Below are 22,397 nucleotides of genomic sequence, written 5' to 3'. Positions count from 1 at the left end.
CGCGGCCGGCCCCATCGTCGGCAAGGCCGCAAGCACCAGATTTTTGAGCGCCGGCCAGGCGCCGGGAGCATTTGCGATATGAAGAATGGCGATCTCAATTCCGGGCGGACGACCGCGCGCCCACCTATGATAGTCGCCGGTATTCTGGAGGTCGTCGCGGACGCGATCGAGGTCGCGGGCGTCACGCACTTCGTCACGCGCCAGAAGTTCGTGGTCGATCGCGAGGGTGAGCTGCCGATCAGCTATGTCGGCGACGATTTCGCCAGCCACTTTCTGCCGCTGACCGAAACGGATGTGGCCGGTGCCACTCTCCTGCAATATCGCCTGATGAAGGGAACGGTGGACGAACCGATCTTCGCAGCGCTCGGCGGCGAGAAGCAAGCGCGAATCCCGCTCGCGCACCTGTTCGCCTTCCTGAAGACCGCCGACCGGTCGAGATGGTTCTTCGCCTATGTTGCCGACGCGACAGGCCGACTCTGGGCGATCGACACCTACTGGCGTGATCGGGGCTGGGATCTCGAAGCCTATTCGGTAACCTATCCTCGCGGATGGCGAGCCGGCGGCTGCGTCGTGTCCGGCCCCGTCTGATCACACAAATCACCATCCGGAGGTCATCATGCAGTCGCGATGCCACACCATCCACGCCCATCACGAGCATCTGACATGGTGCCGGGATCACGCGCCGGTTATGACCGTCGCACCTGGCGACACGCTCGAATACGGTGAGATGGACGCGGTGTGCGGGCAACTCTCGCGCCACTCTACGGCCGAGGACATCGCCAATCTCGATTTCGCGCGCGTCAATCCGATCGTCGGCCCGGTCTATGTTGACGGAGCGGAGCCGGGCGACGCCCTGAAGATCACGTTGCTTGGATTCAATCCGAGCGGCTGGGGCTGGACCGGCATCATCCCGGGTTTCGGCTTGCTGGCGGACGATTTTCCCGACCCCGGCCTGCATATCTGGACCTACGATCGATCGCTCGGCACGCCGACCGCCTTCTCGTCCATCGCGAAGATCCCGGTCCGGCCGTTCTGCGGCATCGTCGGCGTGGAGCAGGCCGCGGCTGGTGAATTCAGCACGGTACCGCCCTATGCCACGGGCGGCAATCTCGACACGCGCGATCTCACCGTCGGTGTCGAGCTCTATCTGCCCGTGCAGGTGCCGGGCGCGCTCTTCTCGCTCGGCGATCCACATTGCGCGCAGGGCGACGGCGAGGTCTGCGGTACGGCGATCGAATCGCCGATGGGCGCCACGGTGAAGCTTGATCTGGTGAAGGGCGAGAACCTCCGCTTTCCACGTTTCGTGACGCACGAACCCGTCACCCGGCACATCGATAGCCGGGGCTACGAGGCGACGATGGGCATCGGCCCGGACCTGATGGAAGCCAGCCGCAACGCCGTACGCGGCATGATCGACCGGCTGACCAGGCTGCACAAGATGAGTGCGGCGGACGCCTACATGCTGTGCAGCGTCGCGGGCGACCTGCGCATCAGCGAAATCGTCGACATGCCCAACGTCGTCGTCTCCTTCTACATGCCCCGGCAGATCTTCGAGTGAGGCGGCAAGCGCTCCTGCTGAATGCGGCCGAGGTGGCGCGGCTGCTCGATACCGAGCAGTTGCTCGACGTGCTGGCGAAGGGCTTTGAGACGATCACCGACGAGACCGCGATCTCTCCCCCACGCGGCGAAATGGCCATCGGCGATGCGGGACATCTGTTGACCATGCCGGCGGCCGTGCCGGGCCTGCCGTTCGGCACGAAGCTGGTGACGCTCTTTCCCGGAAACGCGGCAGCCGGCATTCCCACGCATCTCGGGCTCATCATCCTGATGGATTCGGTGACGGGCGAGGTACTCGCGCTGATGGACGGCGCGCATATCACCGCCATGCGCACCGCCGGCGCCGCGACGCTTGCCGCGAAGCTGCTGGCGCGCCCGGATTCGCGCGCGATGACTATCCTCGGCGCCGGCGTGCAGGGGCAGGCACATCTCGACCTGATGAGCCGCCACTTCGATATCGAGACGATCTATGTGGGGTCGCACGGCGCCGAGAGCGCGCAGCGTCTCGCCGCGCGCGATCCTCGGGCGATCGCCATCGAGGATCATGAGGCGGCGGTTCGCGCCTCGGATATCGTGTGCCTGTGCTCACATGCGGAGCATCCCTTGATCCACATGGACTGGCTGTGCCCCGGCCAGCATATCAGCTCGGTCGGCTATGCTCCGCCCTGTGGCGAGCTCGATCCGGCCATCGCCGCACGCCACAGACTGGTCGTCGAGGCAAGGATCGCCTTCGCCCCCGCCCCGGCAGGCTGCGCGGAACTGGCCGGCATCGATCCCGCATGGGGAACCGAGCTTGGCGAAATCCTGCTCGGCCGAAAGCCCGGCCGGGAATCCATCGACGAAGTGACCGTCTACAAGGCGATGGGCCATGCCGTGGAGGATCTCGTCGTCGCAGACATGGTCTACCGCCGCGCGATCGCGCTGTCGGCGGGGCAATCCATCACGCTTTGATTTCGAACTTCCGGAGATGACGATGACCGACGCGACGCTGGAAATTCCGGCCGAACTCGAATTCGAGGCCCGCATCGCGCGGGGACATTATGGCTGGCGCCATCCCTCTCTCGCGGAAGCGCTGTTCCCGGTGACCGGCGACCAGATCGGCAGGCGCGAATACAAACTTTTCCATTTCGCGCGCAACATCCCCTCCGATGAGGCCGCTCGCCTGATCCGCGAGGGTGGCTTCGAACCGGCGCGCATGGGCGACATCCTTGCATATGGTGAGGCGTTCCCGAACACACAGGTGCGCCACCCCGTGGTGGCACTCGGCTCCGCTGCCGAGATCGACGGAAAAGGCAGCGTGCCGACGCTCTGGTTCGACGGTGACGAGCGCACGATCGACCTGATCTGGCTGGATGGCGACTGGCACCGCAACTACCGCTTCCTCGGCGTGCGCCCGTCCTTACCCGTCGAGGCCCCCTGAATACCCGGCGGACCGACTTGAGCGGCCAGGTTATGATGCGATCATCTCATCGTCATTGCTTGGACGATTGCAGGCTCACTAGCCTCGCCTCACCGAACGGCGATCCGGAACGGGCAGGGAAAGCTCGCGGCGCCTGATCCGACGAAAGGGGTTCCCGTGAAGACATTCGGCCTGACATCCATGTTTATCCTTGCCGCGCTGCTTCCGTCCGCGGCCTTCGCCTCGCCGCCGGTAAACCCGGACGACGGCAAGCCTTTTCCGGAGGCTGCGTTCGAGGTGTTCCAGCTGGCGCCGGGCCATCAGGAAGCCTTCATCCGGAAGCTGGCCCAGTGGGACATCGTCTCGAACGCCGGCGGCCAGCCGACGACGCAGATGTTCCTGCACGAAGACGGCGAAGGCTGGGACGTGCTGCTGTTCAAGCCCTATCCCAAGACGCCCGTCACGCCCGCGCAGCAGGCCGCGATGGACGCCAAGGCCGAGGAGCTTCACCTGAAAACCGGTCCGGCCTTCTGGCTGGAGATCCGCAAGAACGTCGCCACCCACAGCGAGACGAAGGCGCAGGGTCCGCTCTCCGCCGCACAGTGGCTGGCCCGGCTCGATGCGTGGCGCGCCGCGCACCCGGATGCGGACAAGGATCGGTGACGGACCGGCGGCCGGTCTCGCGCCGCGACGTGCTGGGCGGGATCGCGGTCGCCGGCGCGCTGACGGCAAGGTCCGCGCAGGCCCGCCCAGCGAAGGGACAGGATGTCGTCGTGGTCGGCGCCGGCGTATTCGGCGCGTGGACAGCGTTGGTTCTCCAGCATCGAGGCGCGAAGGTGCTGCTGCTCGACGCCTGGGGCGCGGCCCATTCCCGCGCGTCATCGGGCGGCGAGACACGCCTGATCCGCACCGAATATGGCGGCGATCCGCTCTACACGCGCTGGGCGTGGGACTCGCTCGCCGAATGGAAGGCGCTGTCGGCGCGGCACGAGAGCCCGCTCTTCCACGAGACCGGCGCGCTCTACATTTATCCGAAGAACGATGCGAAGATCGATCGCAGCATCGCGCTCCAGCGGTCGATGGGTATTCCGGTCGAGAAGATGGCGCCCGACGATCTCGCCCGTCGCTGGCCGCAAATGAGCTTCGCAGGCGTTGGCGTCGGCCTGCTCCAGCCCACCATGGGCGCTTTGATGGCGCGGCGTGCGGTGCAGACCCTGGTCGCGGACTTCGTGAAGGCCGGCGGGACCTTCCGCCAGCTGTCGGTCGAACCGCCGCAAGCGGGCGGATCGAAGCTCACGACGATCGTCGCCACGAGCCGCGAGCGATTGAACGCCGACCGCTTCGTCTTCGCCTGCGGCCCCTGGCTGGCCAAGCTCTTTCCGAACGTGATCGGCGCCCGCATCGTGCCGATCCGCAAGGACGTGTTCTTCTTCTCGCCGGAAGCCGGTGACGGTCGCTTCGCCCCACCCCATATGCCGGCCTGGGTCGATGCCGGCGATCCCGATCTCCATTACGGTTTCCCAGATATCGAGGCGCGCGGCTTCAAGATCGCGCTCGATGGCCCCGGCGAAGCGGTCGATCCCGACACCGACGATCGCCGCGTCGGGGATCGCGCGCTGGCCGACGCGTGCGCCTACCTCCGCCGACGCTTCCCCGCGCTGGCCGAGCGACCGCTCGCCGAACAGCGCGTCTGCCAGTATGAGAATACCGACGATCGCAACTTCCTGATCGATCGCCACCCGGCATGGGCCGACACCTGGGTCGTCGGCGGCGGCAGCGGCCACGGTTTCAAGCATGGCCTGGCCGTCGCGCGATACGTCGCCGATCTCATGGCCGGCACCGGCAAGATCGAGACCCGCTTCGCCCTCGCCTCGCACAAGGCGTGGCAGGCAGCCAGCGGCAGGGCGACGGGGCGCGCATGACCGAGCTGTCGCGTCGAACCTTGCTAGGCGCGGGCACAAGCGGAATGCTGATCTCACCTCTGTCGGCGGCATCCGGCGCAGCGGGATCCGTGAGCGTCGAATCCGATCGCGAGGGCATCCGCCGCTATGACAACATCCATGGTGGCCTCGGCACACTCGGAGTTCGCATATTCGATTTTGGGCGCGCGCCCTCGCCCGCCAACTTCCTGATCTACGAGATTCCGCCGGGCGCCAGCGAAGGCCTGCACGTCCACAACCTGATCGATCCCGCGCTCGGCGCCTATGACAAATATTATTATATCCTGGCCGGATATGGCGCGATGCTGCTCGCCGACCGGACGATCCCCGTCTGTCCGGGAAGCCATATCCACACCCCGCTCGAAACCCCGCACGGCATCATGAACACCCATCACGATGCAACGCTGCGGATATTCCTGACCTACATCGATCGTGCATCGAGCGTGGGACGCCAAGCCTGACGGAGAGCCCGATGCGCAAGACACGCTTTTACCCCAAGCCCTCCCTCTCCATGGCGCTCGTGCTGGGCCTCGCGGCGGCATCGCCAGCCTTCACCCAGACCGCGCCGGCAGCCACAGCATCGGCCGCGCCCGGCTACGTCCTGCCCGAAACGGAAACATGGGAATTGCAAGGCCCCGGCGGCTATCCCTACCAGATCTTCGTGTCGAAGCCTGAAGGCAAGGCGCCGGACGGCGGCTGGCCCGTGCTCTACGTGCTGGACGGCAATGCGATGTTCGCCGGTTTCGCCGAGACGCGGCGGATCCAGTCGATGGACGACAGGTCCGAAGTTGCCAAATCGATCATCGTCGGCATCGGCTACAAGACCGACAAGCCCTATGACGAACACCGCCTCTTCGATTTCACCAGCGGCCCGGCTCCGCAACCGTGGCGCGTCGCCTTCTCGAAGGTGCCGGCCGGCGGGTGGGAACTGTTCCTTGACTTCCTGACCGGCAAGCTGCGGGCCGAGGTCAACCGGCGCTACGGAATCAACCCGGATCGGCAGGCGCTGTTCGGCCATTCGCTGGGTGGGCTGTTCGCCGTGCACACGCTCTTCACCCGGCCGGATGCCTTTCACGCCATCATCGCGGCCAGCCCCTCGCTCTTCTGGCACGATCAGGAGATGCAGAAGGAGGAGCATGATTTCGTCGCGCGGCTGCAATCGGGCAAGATCCCGCAGGTCAGCCGCCTGATGGTGGTGTGCGGCGAACTGGAGGAAACCTCGCTGGAGCGCGACGACGCCGTCGCCTTCGCCAAGCGGATGGAACTGCTCTCCGGCTACGGCCTGCGCACCAAGTCCGAAGTCTATATGGGCGAGGGCCATATCACGGTGCCAAGCCGCTCCGTCACCTCGACTCTGCGCTACGCCTTCGCATGGCCGTGATGACCGCAAGGTATCGCCTCATACCTTGAAGCGAATTTCCATTCAGAGACAATCCAGTCCTCACACAGAAAATGATTAGAGGTTCCATGACGCGGGCGTTCCGGTTCGATCGGCTTTTCATCGGGGGCGAATGGGTCACCCCGATCGACGGCGGTGTGCGTAGCAGCATCGATCCAGCAACGGGCGAAAGCTGGGGCGACGTGGCCTATGGCGGGCCGCAGGATATCGACCGTGCGGTCGCGGCCGCACGCGAGGCGTTCGAAGGGCCATGGCGCAGGATGTCGCCGTGGGAGCGCGCCGCCCTGCTTCGCCGCTTCGCCGATCTCTACGCCGCCTCGGTCGAGGATCTGGCGCAGGTGGAGACGCGCGACAATGGCCGGGCGATCCGGGAATCGCGCGGCGACATCGGCCTGCACGCCCAATATTATCATTGGTTCGCCAGCCTCGCCGACAAGCTCGGCGGCCGCACCATCCCGATGGACGACAGCGTCCACGCTTTCACCTCGCGACTTCCGGTCGGCGTGGTGGGCACGATCACGCCGTGGAACGTGCCGCTGATGGCGGCGGCGTGGAAACTCGGCCCGGCGCTGGCGGCCGGCTGCACCGTGGTGCTCAAGCCCGCCGAGCAGACGCCGGCCTCTTCACTCGCCCTCGCCCATCTGTTCGAGGAAGCGGGCTTCCCCGCCGGCGTGGTCAACGTCGTGCCGGGTGACGGCCCGACTGCTGGCGCACACCTCGTCGCGCATCCGCAGGTCGACAAGATCGCCTTCACCGGCGAAGGCGAGACCGCCAAGACGATCCTGCGCACCGGCGCCGAGACGCTCAAGCGCTTCTCCTTCGAACTGGGCGGCAAGGCCCCGCACATCCTGTTCGCCGACGCCGATCTCGATCAGGCGCTCAACGCCGCGACCGCATCGGCGTGGACGCTGTGCGGCCAGAGCTGCGCGCTCGGCAGCCGCGTGCTGGTCGAGCGGCCGATCTACGACGAGGTGGTGGACCAGTTCCGCCAGCGCGCCGCCCGCGTGCGCGTCGGTATTCCGCAGGATCCGGCCACCCACATGGGCCCGCAGGCGCACCAGCAGCAGCTCGACAAGACGCTCTCCTATGTCGGCATCGGCCGCGACGAGGGCGCCGAGCTTGTCACCGGTGGATCGCGGATCGAGCGCGATGGCCTCGCCGGCGGTTATTTCGTCGAGCCGACGGTCTTCGCAGGCGTCGCCCCCGACATGCGGATCGCGCAGGAAGAGATATTCGGGCCGGTCGCCGCGCTGATCCCCTTCGACGGCGAGGACGAGGCGGTCGCGATCGCCAACGGCACGCGATACGGCCTCACCGCCGGGCTGTGGACCCGCGACACCGGCCGCGCGCACCGCGTCTCTCAACGGATCGAGGCGGGCATGGTGTGGGTGAACACCTACCGCTACATCCGCTGGTCCACCCCCTATGGCGGCGTCAAACAGAGCGGCTGGGGCCGCGAGAACGGAATCGAGGCGCTCGATTCCTACCTCGAGACGCGCACCACCATCGTCTCCACCACCGGCGCCTTCGCCGATCCCTTCGCGAATTGAGGACTGGAAGCATGCGTCTCGAAAACAAGCTCGCGATCGTCACCGCCGCCGCCTCCGGCATGGGCCGGGCGGGCGTGGAGCGCTTCGTCCGCGAAGGCGCGCGCGTCGCCGCGATCGATATCAACTCGGACGCGCTCAACGCGCTGGTCGGCGAGATCGGCAGCGACAAGGTGGTGCCGATCGTCGCAGATCTCTCCACTGCGAAAGGCGCCACCGAAAGCATCGATCAGGCGGCCGAAGCGCTCGGCGGGGTGGACATCCTGTGGGCACATGCCGGGATGCCGGGGCCGGCCTCGGTCGAGGATCTCGATCTCGCCGCCTATGACAAGACGATCGCGCTCAACGTCACCTCCGCGGCATTGGGCGCCGGCCGCGCCGCGCCGCACATGCGCAAGCGTGGCGGCGGGGCGATCGTCTTCACGTCGTCCATCTCGGGCCTCGTAGGCTCGATGATGAGCCCCATCTATTCGGCGGCGAAATGGGGCGTGATGGGCTTGGGCAAGTCGCTCGCGCTGGCGATGGCACCGGACAATATCCGCGTGAACGTCGTCTGCCCCGGCCTTGCCGATACGCCCATGAAGGTCGGCTTCACCGGCCGCAGCGGAGACCCGGCCGAGGCGGCCGCGAACGAGGCCAAGATCGTCGCGGCGGTTCCGATGGGCAGGCTGGTGAAAGCGGGCGAGATCGCCGACGCGGTACTCTGGCTCGTCTCGAACGAAGCGAGCTTCGTCACCGGCATCGCGCTGCCGGTCGATGGCGGCTTCACCGCGCGCTGAGGCCGCGAACAACCGGAATATCGTTTTCAAGGGAGATCATGATGGGATTGCGGGCGCTCACGGTACGGACGATCCTCCTCTCGAGCCTCGCGGCCGTTACGTCCGCCGGCGCGGCGCCGGTGCAGCTCGACGGCCAGACTCTCGATCCCGGCATTCAGGCGATGCTCGCCAGGGAGGCGGCCGAAGCACCCAATGCGCCGAAAGAGGACGTCGTCACCGCGAAGGGGCGCGCCGCCATCCGGCAGGGCCAGGTGGTCGATTGGACGCGTCAAACTGCGCTGCCGCCGAAGGTCCAGTCGGTAGAGAATGCGGTGGTGCAACATGACGGCGTCTCAGTGCCGGTGCGCATCTACCACCCGATCGCATCCGGCCCGCTGCCGATCATCGTCTATTATCATGGCGGCGGCTGGTTCATCGGCGGCATCGAAGCCTCCGATCGCTCGTCCCGCCAGCTCGCCAACGATGCGAAGGCGATCGTTGTCAGCGTCGAATATCGCCTCTCGCCGGAAGCGCATTACCCCGCCGCGTGGGACGATGCCGAGAGTGCTTATGCCTGGACCGTCGCGCAGGCAAAGCGGCTCGGCGGATCGCCGGATCAGGTCTGCGTCGGTGGCGACAGCGCCGGCGGCAACATGGCGATCGACGTCACCACCCGCCGGCAGGACAAGGGCGAGGCCGCGCCGCTCTGCCAGATCCTCTATTACCCGGCAGTGGACATGCGCGCCGTCGACACGCTGCGCGCGACCTATGCCTCATCCCGATTGTTCGGAACGGGCTTCCACCTGGACAAACCCTTCACGGATTATGTCCTGCAGATCGTCTTCCCCGGCGACGATCTCTCCCAGCCTGAAATCTCGCCGCTGCTCGGCAAATCGCGCAAGATGCCGCCGACGCTGATCGCCACCGCAGGCTTCGATCCGCTGCGCGATTCCGAGCGGGCCTACGCGGCCAAGCTGGCGGAAAACGGCAATGTCGTGAGCTACGTCGAATTTCCGTCGCTGATCCACGGCTTCCTCCAGCATACCGCAGTGACGCCGGAAGCGGCACAGGCCGCGCGCCAGACGGCGGAAGCGGCCGGCGCACTGGCCCGCAATGCGATCGCCGCACGCGCCGTGCACGCGACGCTCGCCACCACGGCCTCCAAATAGCTATGAGGCCGAGTGGCGCCTTGGTCGGGAGCGAGTGCGATGACGGTCCGCCAGGCGGCGAACGCCCTGCAAATCCTAGAATATTTCGCGCGCCGCCTCGCGCCCGCGACAGCAACCGAGGTGGCGGAGGATCTCTGCTGGCCCCGCTCCAGCACCTTCAAGCTGATCGGGACGCTGGCGGGCATGGGGTATCTTTACGAGCCCCAAACGCGCGGATCCTATTATCCAAGCCCGCGCTGGCTGATCCTGTCAGAAAAGATCGCCCGTGCCGATCCCCTGCCCCACGAATTTCAGCGACTGCTCCAGATCGTCGCGCGGAAAACCGGCGAGACGGCGGCGATTTCGGCGCCGTCCGGCATCCATGCGACATTCGTCGACGTCATCGAATCCAGGCATGCCGTGCGCTGCTTCGCGCATGTCGGGGATCGCGTGCCGATCCATGCAAGCTCGGCCGGCCGGGCATTGCTGGCGCAGATGAAGCCTCTGGATCGCCAAACGCTTTATCGCAAGATCGATTTCATCGCCTATTCGGCGACGACACCACTTTCGCCCGAACGGGTGGAAGCCGAACTCGCCGCCGCAGAAACGCGCGGCTATCATCAGAGCGATGCCGAATATACGCCCGATCTCGCCGGCGTGGCCCTGCCGCTGACACATCCCTCCCGGCACCTATCGATCGTCGTGGTCGGCCCGGTGTCCCGCTGCCTCGAGCGGCGCGAGGAGACTGCCAAATTGGTCGCCACCCACATAAAGCGGCTCGGCACGCAGAGCACCTGACCCCGGTCGCCTCCACAGGATGGACGACATGATCGGCAGGCCAACATCGTTGATAGCCACCGCGCCGATGCATTGGCGACAGGTCGTGATCGTCGCGCTCTGCATCGCGCTCAACGCGCTCGACGGGTTCGACGTGCTGGCGATCAGCTTCGCGTCACCCGGCATCGCGGCTGAGTGGGGCATCGACAAGGCCGCGCTCGGTGTCGTGCTCTCGATGGAGTTGTTCGGCATGGCTGCGGGATCGGCGCTGATCGGCAATGTCGCCGATCGCATCGGGCGGCGGCCGGTGATCCTCGGCTGCCTGATCGTAATGATGGCGGGCATGTTCGGAGCGGCTACGGCAACGGGCGTGACGTGGCTCTCGATCGCCCGGCTGGTGACGGGCCTCGGCATCGGCGGCATGCTTTCCTCGACCAGTGCGCTCGTGGCCGAATTCTCGAACACGCGGCGGCAGGGCCTGAACGTCTCTCTGAACATCGCCGGCTATTCGACCGGCGCGATCCTCGGCGGCCTTGTCGCCTCGGCGCTGCTCGCCGGTGTGGGCGACTGGAGGTGGGTCTTCGCCTTCGGTGGAGTCGCGACTGCAGTGGCGCTGCCGCTCGCCTGGCTCTTCCTCCCCGAATCCATCGACTCCCTCGCGATGCGTCGGCGCGACGACGCCGTTAGACGGATCAACGCCACGCTTGGAAAGCTCGGCCATCCACCGATCGATGCGCTTCCGGTGATCGAGGCGCCGACCGCCCGGCCTTCGATCGGGACGCTTTTCACCAGCGGCTATGCGGTCGTCACGCTGCTCCTCACCGTCGCCTATTTCGCGCAGATCATGCTGTTCTACTTCGTCGTGAAGTGGATCCCCAAGATCGTCGTCGATATGGGCTACAGCGCCGCGCAGGCCGGCCATGTCCTCGTCGCCGCCAATGTCGGCAATCTTACGGGCGCGGTGCTGATCGGGCTGGCCGTGCAGCGCTGGCCGGCGCGGCCGCTGGTCACCGGCGCGATGATCGCGGGCTTCGTCGCCATCTGCGTGTTTGGCCTCGGCTTCCACGATCTGACCCGGATGTCGATCACGGCCGGCATCGCCGCCTTCTTCATCAATGTCGGTGTCGTCGGCCTCTATCCGATCCTCGCCCGCGCCTATCCCGCATCGTTGCGAGCCACCGGTACCGGCTTCGTCATCGGCCTCGGGCGCGGCGGCTCGGCGTTGGGGCCGATGGCGGTAGGAGCGCTCTTTGAAAGCGGCCGGGGCCTGCTGCTCGTCTCGTTCGTGATGGGACTGAGCGGGCTGGTCGCGGCCACCATGCTGATCTTGCTGCCACTCGCGCGAAGCGGCGGCGCCGAAGGACTGCAACCTCGTCATGATCCAGCATAAAAACAGGGAGACCACGAACGTGCGCCGTTTTGCCCCGATCACAGCCTTGGCGGCCGCAATGATCACGCCCGCCGCCCAAGCCGCCGATGCGCCCGGTTACCATATCGTCGATCGCATCCCGATGACCGACGGCTGGTGGGATTATGCGAACATCGATCCGGTCCACAACCTGCTGTTCGTCACGCGCGGCAACGGCGTGTTCAAGCTGGACCTGAACTCCGGCCTGATGGACCAGCGTTTCATTCCCGGCTCCGAGGGGCGCGGCGTTATCATGCTGCCGGGCGGCGACAAGGCGATCGCCGTGCTGGCCGGCAACAGCTCCGCGATCATGTTCAACACCGACGACGAAGGGAAAGTCCTTCACAAATTCTCCCTTGTTCAGCAATCGGATTCCGAGGTCTATGAACCGACGGGGAAGCAGGTCTGGCTGATGGGGGGCCATGGCCAGATCGCGATCATCGATCCCGTGAAGATGGAGCAGACTGGCTCGATCGAGGTCGGTGGCGAACTCGAATTTTCGCAGACCGACGGCCGGGGCCGGGTGTTCGTCAACGACGTCGAATCCGCCTCGATCATCGCGATCGACGCGCGCAGCCGCAAGGTCGTCGGTCGCTGGAAGATGCAGGGATGCGAGGATCCCAGCGGCCTCGCTTATGCCGAGCAGACGGATACCCTGCTGTCGGTTTGCTTCAACAACATGCTGAAGGTGCTCGACGCCCGCTCCGGCAAGGAATTGCAGACAGTGGCCGTCGGCAAGGGCGCCGACGCCGTGATCTATGACAAGACCACCCGCCGGGTCTTCATACCTTCGGCCTATGACGGCCTTCTCACGGTCCTCCAGGTCGATGGGCCAGGCGACGTCAGGATGATCGAGCAGGTTCCGACACAAGTCGGCACCCGGACGGGCGCGATCGATCCCAAGACCGGCACGCTCTACCTGCCGACCGCGCGGTTCGGTCCGTTCAACAAGGCGGGAGATGTCGATCCGCTCCCCGGCACCGTCCAGCTTCTGGTGATGAAGCCGAAATCCTGATCTGTCCGATGTCGGGGATATGGCGGCCGGGCGCGATGCGTCCGGCCGCTTATCCTATTCACCCTCGACGATCGGACTTTGGCCTCGCGTTGAACCAGGCCGGTCGGAGCTGGTGAAGCATTGCGAGCTTAGCTACCCAACGTTGAAGGTGCCGCGCTCGGCAACAGCCGTTAACCGCCGCACGCCGTCCACATAGAATTCCACAATCCGCGCCCGGTGAGCTTTGGCCGTTAGGCGACCGGCTCCTATCGGCGATTTTCGGTTCCTTCGGACCTTATTCGCGCAGCGGTCCAGCGAGAGCCGTCGCAGCGTGCATTCATCCGAAGCCCTTACCAGCTCTTCATTCTGCGCGTCGCTGCAAGCCACGTGTTCGGCGGATCGAAACGAGGTGGGACAGGATGGAACAGACCAGTCCGATCAAAATGGAAATGAGGCCGATCAGCGCGATCGCGCCCGCTCCATGGGTTTCCAGCACCCAGCCGGCCAATGGCGGAGCCAGAGCCGTTCCGCCGCCCTGAACCGCAGCGATCAGGCTCACCAGCCGGCCGTTGCGATCGTCCGCGGCGATCGCCGCCAGCTGAAACGGCATCGCCACGCCCATGGCGAGGCCCAAGCCGCATATCGAGAGCGCGAAGACCGTAAGGCTGGCGTGCGCGACCAGTCCCGCCATGCAGAAGCCCATCAGGATCAACGAGGCCAGGATCGGCGGCAGGCGGCCGAAGCGTTTGCCCATCGCGGTCGCGCCAAGCGAGCCGATGCCCGTCAGCAACAGGTTGGACGACAGGATCGCCCCGACGATCCGATCGTCGAAACCGGCATCGGCGCCCAATCTGGCCCCGAAGGACCAGATGCACGCAAACGCGAAGCCGACCACGAGCAGCGATGCCAGAGCGAGCAGCCCGGCGGAAAACCGCCCGCCCTCGGCCCCGACCCCGGATGCCACCGAAATATCGAGCTTCGCCGGCACCCTGAACCCGCCCAACCCCAGGATGGCGACGAGCGCCGCGATCGTCAGCAACACCCCGGCCAGCCCGGCATGCGGAACGACGACGTGCGAGGCGAGGAAGGTGATCAGCGCCAGCGCGGGATAGGAAATGCCGATCGCCGCCGCGAAATTCCGGTCCGCTTTGGATGACTGGGCGATCATCCGGTAGGCGACCACCCACAAGGCCGCCATGGCGCAGCCGATCAGCAGACAGCAGGCCAGGCTGAGCGCGAAGCCGCCCAAGATGCCGAGGATCGAGAAGCCGGCGATGACGACGAGAAGCGCAAGTCCGATGACAGCGCGGATGTCGAACGCGCGCGTCCACCATATCGCGGCCATGGAAGACAAGGTGAAACCCGCCAGATAGCCGGTGCCAAGCAAACCGGCCGAAGCCGCCGAAAGGCCGCCCTGCCCGATCTGCAGCGCCACGAAGAAAGGGAGGAAAGCCCAGAACAGGCCCCCGGCGGTATAGAGTGCGATCGCGCCCGCGATGCGCCCCCTCATGCTTCCGGTCTCGCCGGACACGCCGTTGGCCATGCCGTTCTTCCCTCCCGATATCGCTCGACGCGCCGCTCAGAACTTCTTCGACATGCTGATCCCGTACGTCCTCGGCATGTTGTAGACGAGGCCCGAATAGCCGCCGCCGACGACCTGATAGCCTTCCGCCACATAGATCCGGTTGGTGAGGTTGCGCACCCAAAGTGCTGCTTCCCAACCCTTGTCGTTCTGCAGCGCCAGACGTCCGTTGACCAGCGCGTGCGGCGGCGTCTGCAGGATCTTGGTGTTGAGCAGGTCGCGCTGCGCCCGGCTTTCATATTTGACGTCGAACTGCGGCACGAGCTTGTAGCTTTCCGACAGCGGTATCTCGTAGCGGGCGGTGCCGTTGAGCGTCCACTTGGGCGAATTGGCGAGGCGCCCTCCCTTCAGGTTGACGACGTTGCCGAACAGATCCTGCTCGAACAGGTCGTCGAGCTTCTGGTAGGTGTAGCTGGCGCCGCCGCTGAGGCTCAGGCCGCGCATCGGCCGCCAGTCGATCTCCAGTTCGCCGCCGGCGATGTCGGCCCCCTTGCCGTTGGTGAGATAGGGAGCGTTGACACCCGTACGGTTCTCGATCTCGGTCAGGATGATGTTCTTCCAGCGATTGTAGAAGGCCGCGCCGTTGATCCTGAGCCCCGGCATGACCGTCGCCTTGAAGCCGACCTCGTACGCGGTGACGGTTTCCTGCTTGGTCGGCTCGAGCGCTGCCTGGCTGCTCAGGAAATAGGAATTGAACGTGCCGGCATCGAAGCCGCGCGAGATGCTGCCATAGAGCAGCACATGGTCGGTCGGCGTGTAATCGACGCCGATCTTTCCGGACCAGTCGCTCTGGTTCATGTGGTTGGTGCCGGCGAAAGCGACCGATGCGGTGCCGCCCGTGGGGATCGAATATTCGGTATAGTCGAAATGGCGATGCACCCAAGTCTCGCGGATACCTGCCGTGAGCTTGAGCGTGTTCGTCACCTTATAGTCGGCCTGGCCGAAGATCGCGCCGGTCTGCGTCGTCAGCTTCTCATAGTCGGCGGTCGAGGCGCCGAACCAGTCGGTGAAATCCGAGATGAAGATCGGCGAGCCGTTGAGGCGATCCCATGAATAATAGCCGCCGGCGATCCAGCTGAGCGGCCCGCTCGTATCGGAGGCGATGCGCAGTTCCTGCGAGAATTGATCGACCTTGCTGCCGCGCACGGTATCGGTGACGACGCCCACGCCGCCATCCTCGTCCAGCCCTTCGCGGCGCTTGAGATGATCGTAGGCGGTGACGGACGTGATCTTGATCGCATCGATCGGCTTGTAGTCGATCTGCGCCACGCCGCCGTAGGTGCTGTCGTCATGCTTGCCGTAGAGGCTGCGCGGATTATCGTAGGGGCTCTTGGTGGTCTTGCGGTTGCCCGATACGTCCACGCAATTGGCGTTCGCGCCGGAAATGTCGCCCGCCAGCCATTGCGGGCAGATCTGCCCGGCATTCGGCTGCCCCTGCGGCACCAGCGCCGCGACCTCGACATAGGGCCAAGAGTCCGACTTGTCGAAACCGCCATGGCCGACCAGCGAGATGCGCAGCTTGTCCCCGTCACGGTAGAGCAGCGATCCCCGGAAATAACCGGTGTCCGTCTGCCCCTTGTTGTCGCCCCCGGTCGGATCGACCTGCGGGCCGCCCCACTGGCGCACGATTTTCGCCGCGAAGCGCCCGGCCAGCGAGTCACCCACCAGCGGGCCACCATAGGCGCCCTCGAAATTGGTATAGTCGTACCGCCCATAATCGGCCTGGATATAACCTTCCGACATGAAGGTAGGCTGGCGGGAGATGAAGTTGACCGCGCCCGCGGTGGTGTTGCGGCCGTAGAGCGTGCCCTGCGGCCCCTTCAGCACCTCGACCCGTTCCTGGTCGAACATCTGGAAGGCGAGCATCGGCGCGGACGACTGGTAAACGCCATCGACATAGACGCCGGTGGTCTGCGGCGACGTCTCGTTGAAATTGTCCGCGCTCATGCCGCGCAGCGTGATTTCGGGATAGCTGTTCTCACCGAAGGGAAGATGCACCGCGAGGTTCGGCGTATAGAAAGCCAGATCGCGCACCGTGCTGGCCCCGGCTTCGCGCAGGCGGTTCCCGTCGAAGGCATCGATGGTGATGCCGACCTTGTCGAGACGTTCCGCGCGATGCTGCGCGGTCACGACGATCTCGCCGCTATCCGGCGCGGGGGCCGCTTCGGGCGCGGCATCCGCCGCAAGCGCGGCACCACCTGCGCCGAACAGCAGGGCCAGCGACACGCCGGCGAGAAGCGACGATCTACGGACGAAAACGGTCATGCACAGCCCCTTCATGACTTGCAGTATTTGAGAGGGGCATGTGCCGGGCGGCTCATGCCCTGTCTTCCTCCCGGCGCGGACCATCTCTCACACCCTTGCGAGCGGGATGGCTTGCCGCGACCGAGCTTTCACGCGATCGTCACGAATCGTTACGCCTGACATATTGACTAGTCAACCGATCGTTTGATCGTTTCAAAGGTTTTGTAATTTTATTGTTTTATAACAGCGATATAAAAGAAGTCGAAAAACGAGCAGTTGACTAGTCAAGCTGTTGAACCTAGGAGAGAAGCATGATCAGACAGATGGCACGCCCTGGGCCGCTCTACATCCAGATCGCCGACGAACTCCGCGCAGGCATCCTGTCGCGACGTTGGCAACCGGGCGACCAGTTGCCCAGCGAACCCCAGCTGTGCCGCGAATATAGCGTCAGCCGGGGCACCGTGGTGCGGGCGATAGAAATCCTCCTGCAGGAAGGCCTCGCCCACCGCCGGCAGGGCGACGGCACTTATGTGTCGCGCCCGTCCCTACACCGCCAGCCGGGTTTCCTGACCGGCTTCTCGCGCGCCGTTCGCGATCAGGGGCGGACGCCATCACATCGCATCCTATCCGTCGGCTGGCTGACGGCGGCGGAATCGCAGCAATATGGCTGCGGCACTCCGTCCGTCCGGCTTTCCCGCCTGCGCATGGTCGATGGCATCCCCTGGGCGATCCACAACAGCGTCGTCCCCGAACTGGTCGCGTCGCGCATCCCGGCGCTGACGGCGGATGGAGCCGAATTGCTGCACGCCCCCGAATTCTCGCTGCATCAGTCGATGGAAGAGGTGGGCATCGTCGCCGACCATGCCGACGAACTGTTGCGGGCGCGCTCCGCCTCGCCGGAGGAGGCCGCGCTGCTCGGCGTCCCTTCGGGCACCGCGCTGATGGCGATCAACCGCCGCGCCTTCGACGAAGCCGGTCGCATCGTCGAGCTGGTCGAAACCAGCTACGTCGGCGACTCATACAGCTATGAGACGCGGCTGACGCGCAATCGCGGCATCACCAGCATGGGGTCGCCGCACCAGTTCGCTCAACCGGCTGATACACACTGATGCTGGCCTGGGACGTCGTATCGCCGGAGCGCACCGCGCTCGTCCTGATCGACCTGCAGAACAGTTTCCTGCATCCGGACGGCGGCAATTATTATCCGGCGGTCGAGACGATCGTCCCCAATCTGACGAGACTGCTCGCTTATGCCCGCGAGCGAGGCCGGCTGATCGTCCACGTCGCCGATCGCCATCGGCCGGGCGCCCCCGATTTCGAGAGCCACAAGCTGCCCGGCCACTGCATCGAGGCGGAGTTCGACGCCGAATTCTTCCAGGGCTTCGGCCCCGCCGTGCCCACCCCGGCCAACGAGATCACGATCGTGAAGCGGCGGTTCAGCGCCTTCTTCGGCACCGACCTCGATACCGCACTGCGCGAGAACGGGATCGAACGTCTGGTCGTTGCGGGGGTGAAGACCAACGTGTGCGTGCGCGCCACGATTCAGGACGGGTTCGGCCTCGGTTATCGCTGCCTGCTGGCGCGCGACGCGACCAATTCCAACCGCGCCAATCTGGAAGCCGCATCGGCCGAGGATATCGATCGCTACATGGGCTGGAGCGTGTCGCTCGCCGATGCGGAAGCGGCGCTCGGATGACCAGTGTACCAAAAAGGGTGGCGCTCGTCGGCTATGCGGCGCTCGATCATCCGATCCAGCTCGCCGGCCAGTTCCGCTCGCACTGGACCACCCCGATCCGCCATCGTGGCGGCGGCCCCTGGCCCCGGCCGGGCGGATGCCATTTCTATGCCGGAATGCCGATCGCGCGGACCGGCGCGGACACCGCGCTGGTAACGTGGATCGGTGACGATGTGCCGGGTGCGCAATATCGCGGCCATTGCACCGCGCAGGGCATGAGCGACGCCGGCATGGCGGTGATCGAAGGCGGCGACACGCCGCTCTGCTTCCTCGTCTACGAGGATGATGGCGCCTGTGCCTGCCTCATCGATTTCGGGCTGTCAGGGCGCGAGGCGGTGACACCAGCGCAGGCCGACGTCCTCGCGGCGGCGGATTTCGTCTGCATGACGGTGGCGCCCCCGCAGGCGGCCGAACAGGCCCTGTCGCTGACCCGGCCGGACGCCGTCATCGCCTGGGTCACCAAGAACGATCCGGCCTCCTTCCCACCCCACTTTCGCCAGCAGCTGGCGAGCCGCGCGCGCTACATCTTCTGCAATGCGCGCGAACTTCCCTGGGTCGACGAGGCGCTGGGCGGCGATCGCGGCGACCGCATCATCATCCAGACCAACGGCGCCGGGGAAGTGCTGGTCCACGAGCAGACGCGGACCACGCCGATCGCCGTCAGCCCGATCGACGCGCGCGACACCACGGGCGCGGGCGACACGCTCGCCGGCGGCACGCTGGCCGCGCTGATCGCGGGCGAGACCGACATCCTGCGCGCGGTCGAGGCGGGTGTCTCGGCGGCGGCAGACCTCTTGAGGCCGCGATCCGGCCTGTAACGTCCGAACAGGGAGAGAGAAGTGGCGAAACGCGCCTGGTATATCGGCTGCGACGAAAACGAGATTGCGGACCGCGTGCTGCTGATCGGCGATCCGGGGCGGGTATCGCGCCTCGCCGCGATCCTCGACGACGTGCATTGGGTGAAGGAAAATCGGGGGCTGCGGACGATCTCCGGCTATCACAAGGGCGTGCGCGTCACCGCATCGGCCTTCGGCATGGGCGGCCCGATCGCGACAATCGTGCTGCATGAGCTGGCGGATCTGGGCGCCGCTACCTTCCTGCGGATCGGCACGTCGATGGCCCTGCCTCCGGTGAAGCTGGGCGAGTTCCTGATCGCAAGCGAGGCTATCGGGACCGATGGGGCGACCCTCGCCTATGGCGGATCGGGCGGCCCGGTCGCCGCCGCGCCACGCCTCGTCGAGACCCTCGAACGCGCCGTCACCGCTGCCGACATCCCGTGGCGCAAGGGTCGCTTCGCGAGCTTCGACGGCTTCTACCGCGACATGTTCTCGCTGGAGGCCGAAACCCGCCAGCGGGTCGCCGACGTCCGCCGCAACCTGTTGCGCGAAGGTGTCCTCGTCACCGACATGGAAAGCTCCGCCATCTTCACCGCCGCAAGAGCGCTGGGCGTGGCGGCGGGCAGCCTCTGCGTCGCGACCGTCGACAGCGAGACGCAGGCCAAGATCGACGGCGAGGAAATGGACCTGCTGGAACGCCGCCTGTTCCTCACCGCGCTCGATACGCTCGCCGGCCTGCAGCCCGCCGAACCCGCCTGACCCCTTCGCATCCGGGAGACCATCGATGTCGATCATCGCCGACTATCACCGCATGCTGTCCGCGCGCCTGGACACCGTGTTCCAGACCCAGGAGCATTTGATCGACGAGGCCGCCGAAATCTGCGCGGACGCGATCGCCGCCGATCGCCTCGTCTTCACCTTCGGCACGGGCCACGGCGCCTTCCCCGCGCTGGAGATGTTCCCCCGCACCGGAACCGTCGTCGGCTTCCGCCCGATCGTGGAGAGCACGATGATCTCCTTCCACCGCGTGCTGGGTGACATGGGCGCGCGGCAATATCGCTTCATCCACGCGCAGGAAGGCTATGGCGATGCGATCCTGAGCTCGCACCAGACCTTGGCCGGCGACGCGATGCTGATCTTCTCCCACTCCGGCCTCAATGCCGTTACGCTCGACATGGCGCTGGGCGCCAAGGCGCGGGGAATGAAGGTGATCGGCGTCACCTCCCTGCCCCATTCCTCCAGCACGCCGTCCCGCCATTCCTCGGGCAAGCGACTGTTCGAGGTGGCCGACGTGGTGATCGATACCGGCGTGCCGAGGGGCGATGCCGGGCTGGAGGTCAAGGGCGTGGTGGGGCGTACCGGCGCCACATCGACCAGCATCACCATCGCGATCGGCCAGGCGATCAACGCCGCGACCGTCGCGAAGCTGAAGGCGCGCGGCGTAGACACGCACATCATGGTGAGCCCCAACACCACCGAGAAGAAGAGCGCGGACGCCCAGAACGACCGCAATTACGCGGAACTGTGGCGCAGGCTGCGGGCACGATGAGCATGGCACAGACCCACGAGACCGGGCTCTATTACGGCGGCGCATGGCATCAGCCGGTCGAGGGCGGGAGCTTCACCGTCGTCGATCCGGCGACCGGCCTGCCGATCGGCACGACGGCGCTCGCGACCGGCCAGGATGTCGATCTGGCGGTCGAGGCGGCACGGAAGGTGCGCCGGGCGTGGGCGAAGGTCGGGGCGGATCGACGGGCCGCACTGCTGCACCGTGCGGCCGATCTGATCGCCGAGCGTGCCGATGCGATCGCGCGCATCCTCACGCTCGAACAGGGCAAGCCGCTGCCCGATGCGCGCAAGGAGATCGATTTCGGCGTCGAGGTGATCCGCTATTATGCGGAGGAAGGGCGCCGCATCGGCGGATCGCTCCGGCCAAGCGTCTCGCCCGAGGTGCGCAACGTCGTGACGAACGTGCCCGTCGGCATCGTCGCCGGCATCGTGCCGTGGAACTATCCGGTCGATCTCTATTGCTGGAAGCTCGCCCCGGCGCTGGCCGCCGGCTGCCCGGCAATCATCAAGCCGCCGCACGAAACACCGTTCGCCATCGCCGAGGTGGTGCGCTGCTTCGAGGATGCGGGCCTGCCCGCCGGCGTCCTCGCCAATTTGCCCGGTACGGGACCGGAAGCGGGTGCTGCGCTGGCCGGGCATCCCGGCATCGCCATGATCTCGGCCACCGCCTCGATCGCGGCGGGACAGGAGATCGCGCGCCGCGCGGCCAGCAATCTCAAGCGGCTGAGCCTCGAACTCGGGGGCCACTCGCCCTTCATCGTGATGGCCGACGCCGATATCGAGGCGGCAGCCAAGGCGGCACTGCGGCGATCCTTCTCCAACATGGGGCAGATCTGCATCGCGGTGAACCGTATCCTCGTCCAGCGCGAGGTCCATGGACGCTTCGTCGAGGCACTGGCGGCGCAGACGGACGCCATCCGTCTCGGCCACGGCCTCGATCCCGCCATCGCCTACGGCCCCGTCCTCAACCCGAACGTGATCGCCCGGACCGAGGCGCATATCGCCGACGCCGTGGCCAAGGGCGGGCGGATCGTCGCCGGCGGCGCGTCCGAGACGGTGGAAGGGCTGGAGGGCGGCTATTTCTTCCGCCCGACCGTGATCGACGGGGCGTCCCTCGACAGTCTGCCGATGTCGGTGGAAAGCTTCGGGCCGCTCGCCGCCGTCCGCCCGTTCGACACGCTCGACGAGATGCTGGGCGTCGCCAACGGCCTCGATTACGGGCTGGCGGCCTATCTCTATACCGAGGATCTCGAACGCGGCTGGCGGATCGCGGAAGAGCTGGATTTCGGGATGATCGGCCTCAACGTGAACGACACGTCCGAATTGCAGGCGCCGTTCGGCGGCTGCAAGCTGAGCGGGATCGGCCGCGAACTCGGGCCGGAGGGGCTTTCAGCCTATCTCGAACCGAAACTGATCCGGATGCGTTTACGATGCATAGCATAGCGCACCCGGACACCCAGCATCTGCGATTTACAAGACAAACAAATGCTCCGGCGGGCGTGAC

Annotated in this window: 22 protein-coding genes; 20 read left to right on the top strand and 2 right to left on the bottom strand. The window is 66.0% G+C overall.

What is annotated here, in order from left to right; genetic code table 11:
* Nucleotides 1-78: 78 nt before the first annotated feature.
* The 14 genes from QGN17_RS03060 (at nucleotide 79) to QGN17_RS02995 (ending at nucleotide 12,948) form a co-directional block, all read left to right on the top strand.
* Nucleotides 79-588, top strand: coding sequence for a hypothetical protein (locus tag QGN17_RS03060; RefSeq protein WP_281043044.1), 510 nt, complete (start codon nucleotides 79-81; stop codon nucleotides 586-588).
* A gap of 28 nt (nucleotides 589-616) precedes the next feature.
* Nucleotides 617-1,558 carry an acetamidase/formamidase family protein gene (locus QGN17_RS03055; RefSeq protein ID WP_281043043.1) on the top strand — a complete coding sequence of 314 codons (942 nt, stop codon included), beginning with the start codon at nucleotides 617-619 and terminating at the stop codon, nucleotides 1,556-1,558.
* A complete protein-coding gene (locus tag QGN17_RS03050) occupies nucleotides 1,555-2,508 on the top strand; it encodes an ornithine cyclodeaminase family protein (RefSeq protein ID WP_281043042.1) in 954 nt (317 codons plus the stop codon). The genes QGN17_RS03055 and QGN17_RS03050 overlap by 4 nt, the downstream gene beginning before the upstream one ends.
* A 22-nt stretch (nucleotides 2,509-2,530) precedes the next feature.
* Nucleotides 2,531-2,977: a hypothetical protein gene (locus QGN17_RS03045; protein ID WP_281043041.1), complete on the top strand. Its 447-nt coding sequence runs from the start codon at nucleotides 2,531-2,533 to the stop codon at nucleotides 2,975-2,977.
* Between the two features lie 156 nt (nucleotides 2,978-3,133).
* Nucleotides 3,134-3,619 (top strand): hypothetical protein, encoded by a 486-nt coding sequence (locus tag QGN17_RS03040; RefSeq protein ID WP_281043040.1) that lies wholly within the window; start codon nucleotides 3,134-3,136, stop codon nucleotides 3,617-3,619.
* Complete coding sequence (locus QGN17_RS03035) at nucleotides 3,616-4,878, top strand: FAD-dependent oxidoreductase (protein ID WP_281043039.1); 1,263 nt, start codon at nucleotides 3,616-3,618, stop codon at nucleotides 4,876-4,878. The genes QGN17_RS03040 and QGN17_RS03035 overlap by 4 nt, the downstream gene beginning before the upstream one ends.
* An 89-nt stretch (nucleotides 4,879-4,967) precedes the next feature.
* Nucleotides 4,968-5,357: a cupin domain-containing protein gene (locus tag QGN17_RS03030; RefSeq protein WP_281043038.1), complete on the top strand. Its 390-nt coding sequence runs from the start codon at nucleotides 4,968-4,970 to the stop codon at nucleotides 5,355-5,357.
* A gap of 11 nt (nucleotides 5,358-5,368) precedes the next feature.
* A complete protein-coding gene (locus QGN17_RS03025) occupies nucleotides 5,369-6,277 on the top strand; it encodes an alpha/beta hydrolase (protein WP_281043037.1) in 909 nt (302 codons plus the stop codon).
* A gap of 86 nt (nucleotides 6,278-6,363) precedes the next feature.
* Nucleotides 6,364-7,845, top strand: coding sequence for an aldehyde dehydrogenase (locus QGN17_RS03020; protein ID WP_281043036.1), 1,482 nt, complete (start codon nucleotides 6,364-6,366; stop codon nucleotides 7,843-7,845).
* Between the two features lie 11 nt (nucleotides 7,846-7,856).
* A complete protein-coding gene (locus QGN17_RS03015; protein WP_281043035.1) occupies nucleotides 7,857-8,621 on the top strand; it encodes an SDR family NAD(P)-dependent oxidoreductase in 765 nt (254 codons plus the stop codon).
* A 38-nt stretch (nucleotides 8,622-8,659) separates the two neighbouring features.
* The gene (locus QGN17_RS03010) at nucleotides 8,660-9,769 is read left to right on the top strand and encodes an alpha/beta hydrolase (protein WP_281043034.1); all 1,110 of its coding nucleotides are present in this window, start codon (nucleotides 8,660-8,662) and stop codon (nucleotides 9,767-9,769) included.
* 39 nt (nucleotides 9,770-9,808) lie between these two features.
* The gene (locus tag QGN17_RS03005; protein ID WP_281043033.1) at nucleotides 9,809-10,546 is read left to right on the top strand and encodes an IclR family transcriptional regulator; all 738 of its coding nucleotides are present in this window, start codon (nucleotides 9,809-9,811) and stop codon (nucleotides 10,544-10,546) included.
* A gap of 67 nt (nucleotides 10,547-10,613) precedes the next feature.
* Nucleotides 10,614-11,915 carry an MFS transporter gene (locus QGN17_RS03000; protein ID WP_281043032.1) on the top strand — a complete coding sequence of 434 codons (1,302 nt, stop codon included), beginning with the start codon at nucleotides 10,614-10,616 and terminating at the stop codon, nucleotides 11,913-11,915.
* A 58-nt stretch (nucleotides 11,916-11,973) separates the two neighbouring features.
* Nucleotides 11,974-12,948 carry a YncE family protein gene (locus QGN17_RS02995; RefSeq protein WP_281043031.1) on the top strand — a complete coding sequence of 325 codons (975 nt, stop codon included), beginning with the start codon at nucleotides 11,974-11,976 and terminating at the stop codon, nucleotides 12,946-12,948.
* A 340-nt stretch (nucleotides 12,949-13,288) separates the two neighbouring features.
* On the opposite strand, the gene QGN17_RS02990 is transcribed toward QGN17_RS02995, so the two are convergent.
* Both QGN17_RS02990 and QGN17_RS02985 read right to left on the bottom strand, forming a co-directional pair.
* Nucleotides 13,289-14,470, bottom strand: coding sequence for an MFS transporter (locus QGN17_RS02990; protein WP_281043030.1), 1,182 nt, complete (start codon nucleotides 14,468-14,470; stop codon nucleotides 13,289-13,291).
* 36 nt (nucleotides 14,471-14,506) lie between these two features.
* Nucleotides 14,507-16,774 (bottom strand): TonB-dependent receptor, encoded by a 2,268-nt coding sequence (locus QGN17_RS02985; RefSeq protein WP_281043029.1) that lies wholly within the window; start codon nucleotides 16,772-16,774, stop codon nucleotides 14,507-14,509.
* Nucleotides 16,775-17,064: 290 nt separating this feature from the next.
* Here QGN17_RS02985 and QGN17_RS02980 point away from each other — a divergent pair, with 290 nt between their 5' ends.
* Genes QGN17_RS02980 through QGN17_RS02955 form a run of 6 tightly spaced genes read left to right on the top strand, consistent with a single transcriptional unit; the run spans nucleotide 17,065 to nucleotide 22,336 of the window.
* Entirely contained in the window at nucleotides 17,065-17,862 is a 798-nt protein-coding gene (locus tag QGN17_RS02980) for a GntR family transcriptional regulator (RefSeq protein ID WP_281043028.1), read from the top strand.
* Nucleotides 17,862-18,449, top strand: coding sequence for an isochorismatase family cysteine hydrolase (locus tag QGN17_RS02975; protein ID WP_281043027.1), 588 nt, complete (start codon nucleotides 17,862-17,864; stop codon nucleotides 18,447-18,449). Before QGN17_RS02980 ends, QGN17_RS02975 begins: the two co-directional genes overlap by 1 nt.
* Nucleotides 18,446-19,306, top strand: a complete 861-nt coding sequence (locus QGN17_RS02970; protein WP_281043026.1) for a carbohydrate kinase family protein — start codon at nucleotides 18,446-18,448, stop codon at nucleotides 19,304-19,306. Before QGN17_RS02975 ends, QGN17_RS02970 begins: the two co-directional genes overlap by 4 nt.
* Before the next feature lie 21 nt (nucleotides 19,307-19,327).
* Nucleotides 19,328-20,083 (top strand): nucleoside phosphorylase, encoded by a 756-nt coding sequence (locus QGN17_RS02965; protein ID WP_281043025.1) that lies wholly within the window; start codon nucleotides 19,328-19,330, stop codon nucleotides 20,081-20,083.
* A gap of 25 nt (nucleotides 20,084-20,108) precedes the next feature.
* Nucleotides 20,109-20,873, top strand: a complete 765-nt coding sequence (locus QGN17_RS02960; protein ID WP_281043024.1) for a sugar isomerase domain-containing protein — start codon at nucleotides 20,109-20,111, stop codon at nucleotides 20,871-20,873.
* A 2-nt stretch (nucleotides 20,874-20,875) separates the two neighbouring features.
* The gene (locus QGN17_RS02955; protein ID WP_281043023.1) at nucleotides 20,876-22,336 is read left to right on the top strand and encodes an aldehyde dehydrogenase family protein; all 1,461 of its coding nucleotides are present in this window, start codon (nucleotides 20,876-20,878) and stop codon (nucleotides 22,334-22,336) included.
* Nucleotides 22,337-22,397: the final 61 nt, after the last annotated feature.

The organism is Sphingomonas oryzagri (genome assembly GCF_029906645.1).
In the GTDB taxonomy this organism is placed as follows: domain Bacteria; phylum Pseudomonadota; class Alphaproteobacteria; order Sphingomonadales; family Sphingomonadaceae; genus Solisphingomonas; species Solisphingomonas oryzagri.
This window is presented reverse-complemented; position numbering and strand designations above follow the sequence as displayed.

Excerpts from the sequence above, each read along its gene's own strand:
- QGN17_RS03060 (WP_281043044.1), top strand. The coding sequence starts at position 79 with ATGAAGAATGGCGATCTCAATTCCGGGCGGACGACCGCGCGCCCACCT.
- QGN17_RS03055 (WP_281043043.1), top strand. The coding sequence starts at position 617 with ATGCAGTCGCGATGCCACACCATCCACGCCCATCACGAGCATCTGACA.
- QGN17_RS03045 (WP_281043041.1), top strand. The coding sequence starts at position 2,531 with ATGACCGACGCGACGCTGGAAATTCCGGCCGAACTCGAATTCGAGGCC.
- QGN17_RS03025 (WP_281043037.1), top strand. The coding sequence starts at position 5,369 with ATGCGCAAGACACGCTTTTACCCCAAGCCCTCCCTCTCCATGGCGCTC.
- QGN17_RS03020 (WP_281043036.1), top strand. The coding sequence starts at position 6,364 with ATGACGCGGGCGTTCCGGTTCGATCGGCTTTTCATCGGGGGCGAATGG.
- QGN17_RS03015 (WP_281043035.1), top strand. The coding sequence starts at position 7,857 with ATGCGTCTCGAAAACAAGCTCGCGATCGTCACCGCCGCCGCCTCCGGC.
- QGN17_RS03010 (WP_281043034.1), top strand. The coding sequence starts at position 8,660 with ATGATGGGATTGCGGGCGCTCACGGTACGGACGATCCTCCTCTCGAGC.
- QGN17_RS03005 (WP_281043033.1), top strand. The coding sequence starts at position 9,809 with ATGACGGTCCGCCAGGCGGCGAACGCCCTGCAAATCCTAGAATATTTC.
- QGN17_RS03000 (WP_281043032.1), top strand. The coding sequence starts at position 10,614 with ATGCATTGGCGACAGGTCGTGATCGTCGCGCTCTGCATCGCGCTCAAC.
- QGN17_RS02995 (WP_281043031.1), top strand. The coding sequence starts at position 11,974 with ATGATCACGCCCGCCGCCCAAGCCGCCGATGCGCCCGGTTACCATATC.
- QGN17_RS02990 (WP_281043030.1), bottom strand. The coding sequence starts at position 14,470 with ATGGCCAACGGCGTGTCCGGCGAGACCGGAAGCATGAGGGGGCGCATC.
- QGN17_RS02985 (WP_281043029.1), bottom strand. The coding sequence starts at position 16,774 with ATGACCGTTTTCGTCCGTAGATCGTCGCTTCTCGCCGGCGTGTCGCTG.
- QGN17_RS02980 (WP_281043028.1), top strand. The coding sequence starts at position 17,065 with ATGATCAGACAGATGGCACGCCCTGGGCCGCTCTACATCCAGATCGCC.
- QGN17_RS02975 (WP_281043027.1), top strand. The coding sequence starts at position 17,862 with ATGCTGGCCTGGGACGTCGTATCGCCGGAGCGCACCGCGCTCGTCCTG.
- QGN17_RS02970 (WP_281043026.1), top strand. The coding sequence starts at position 18,446 with ATGACCAGTGTACCAAAAAGGGTGGCGCTCGTCGGCTATGCGGCGCTC.
- QGN17_RS02960 (WP_281043024.1), top strand. The coding sequence starts at position 20,109 with ATGTCGATCATCGCCGACTATCACCGCATGCTGTCCGCGCGCCTGGAC.
- QGN17_RS02955 (WP_281043023.1), top strand. The coding sequence starts at position 20,876 with ATGGCACAGACCCACGAGACCGGGCTCTATTACGGCGGCGCATGGCAT.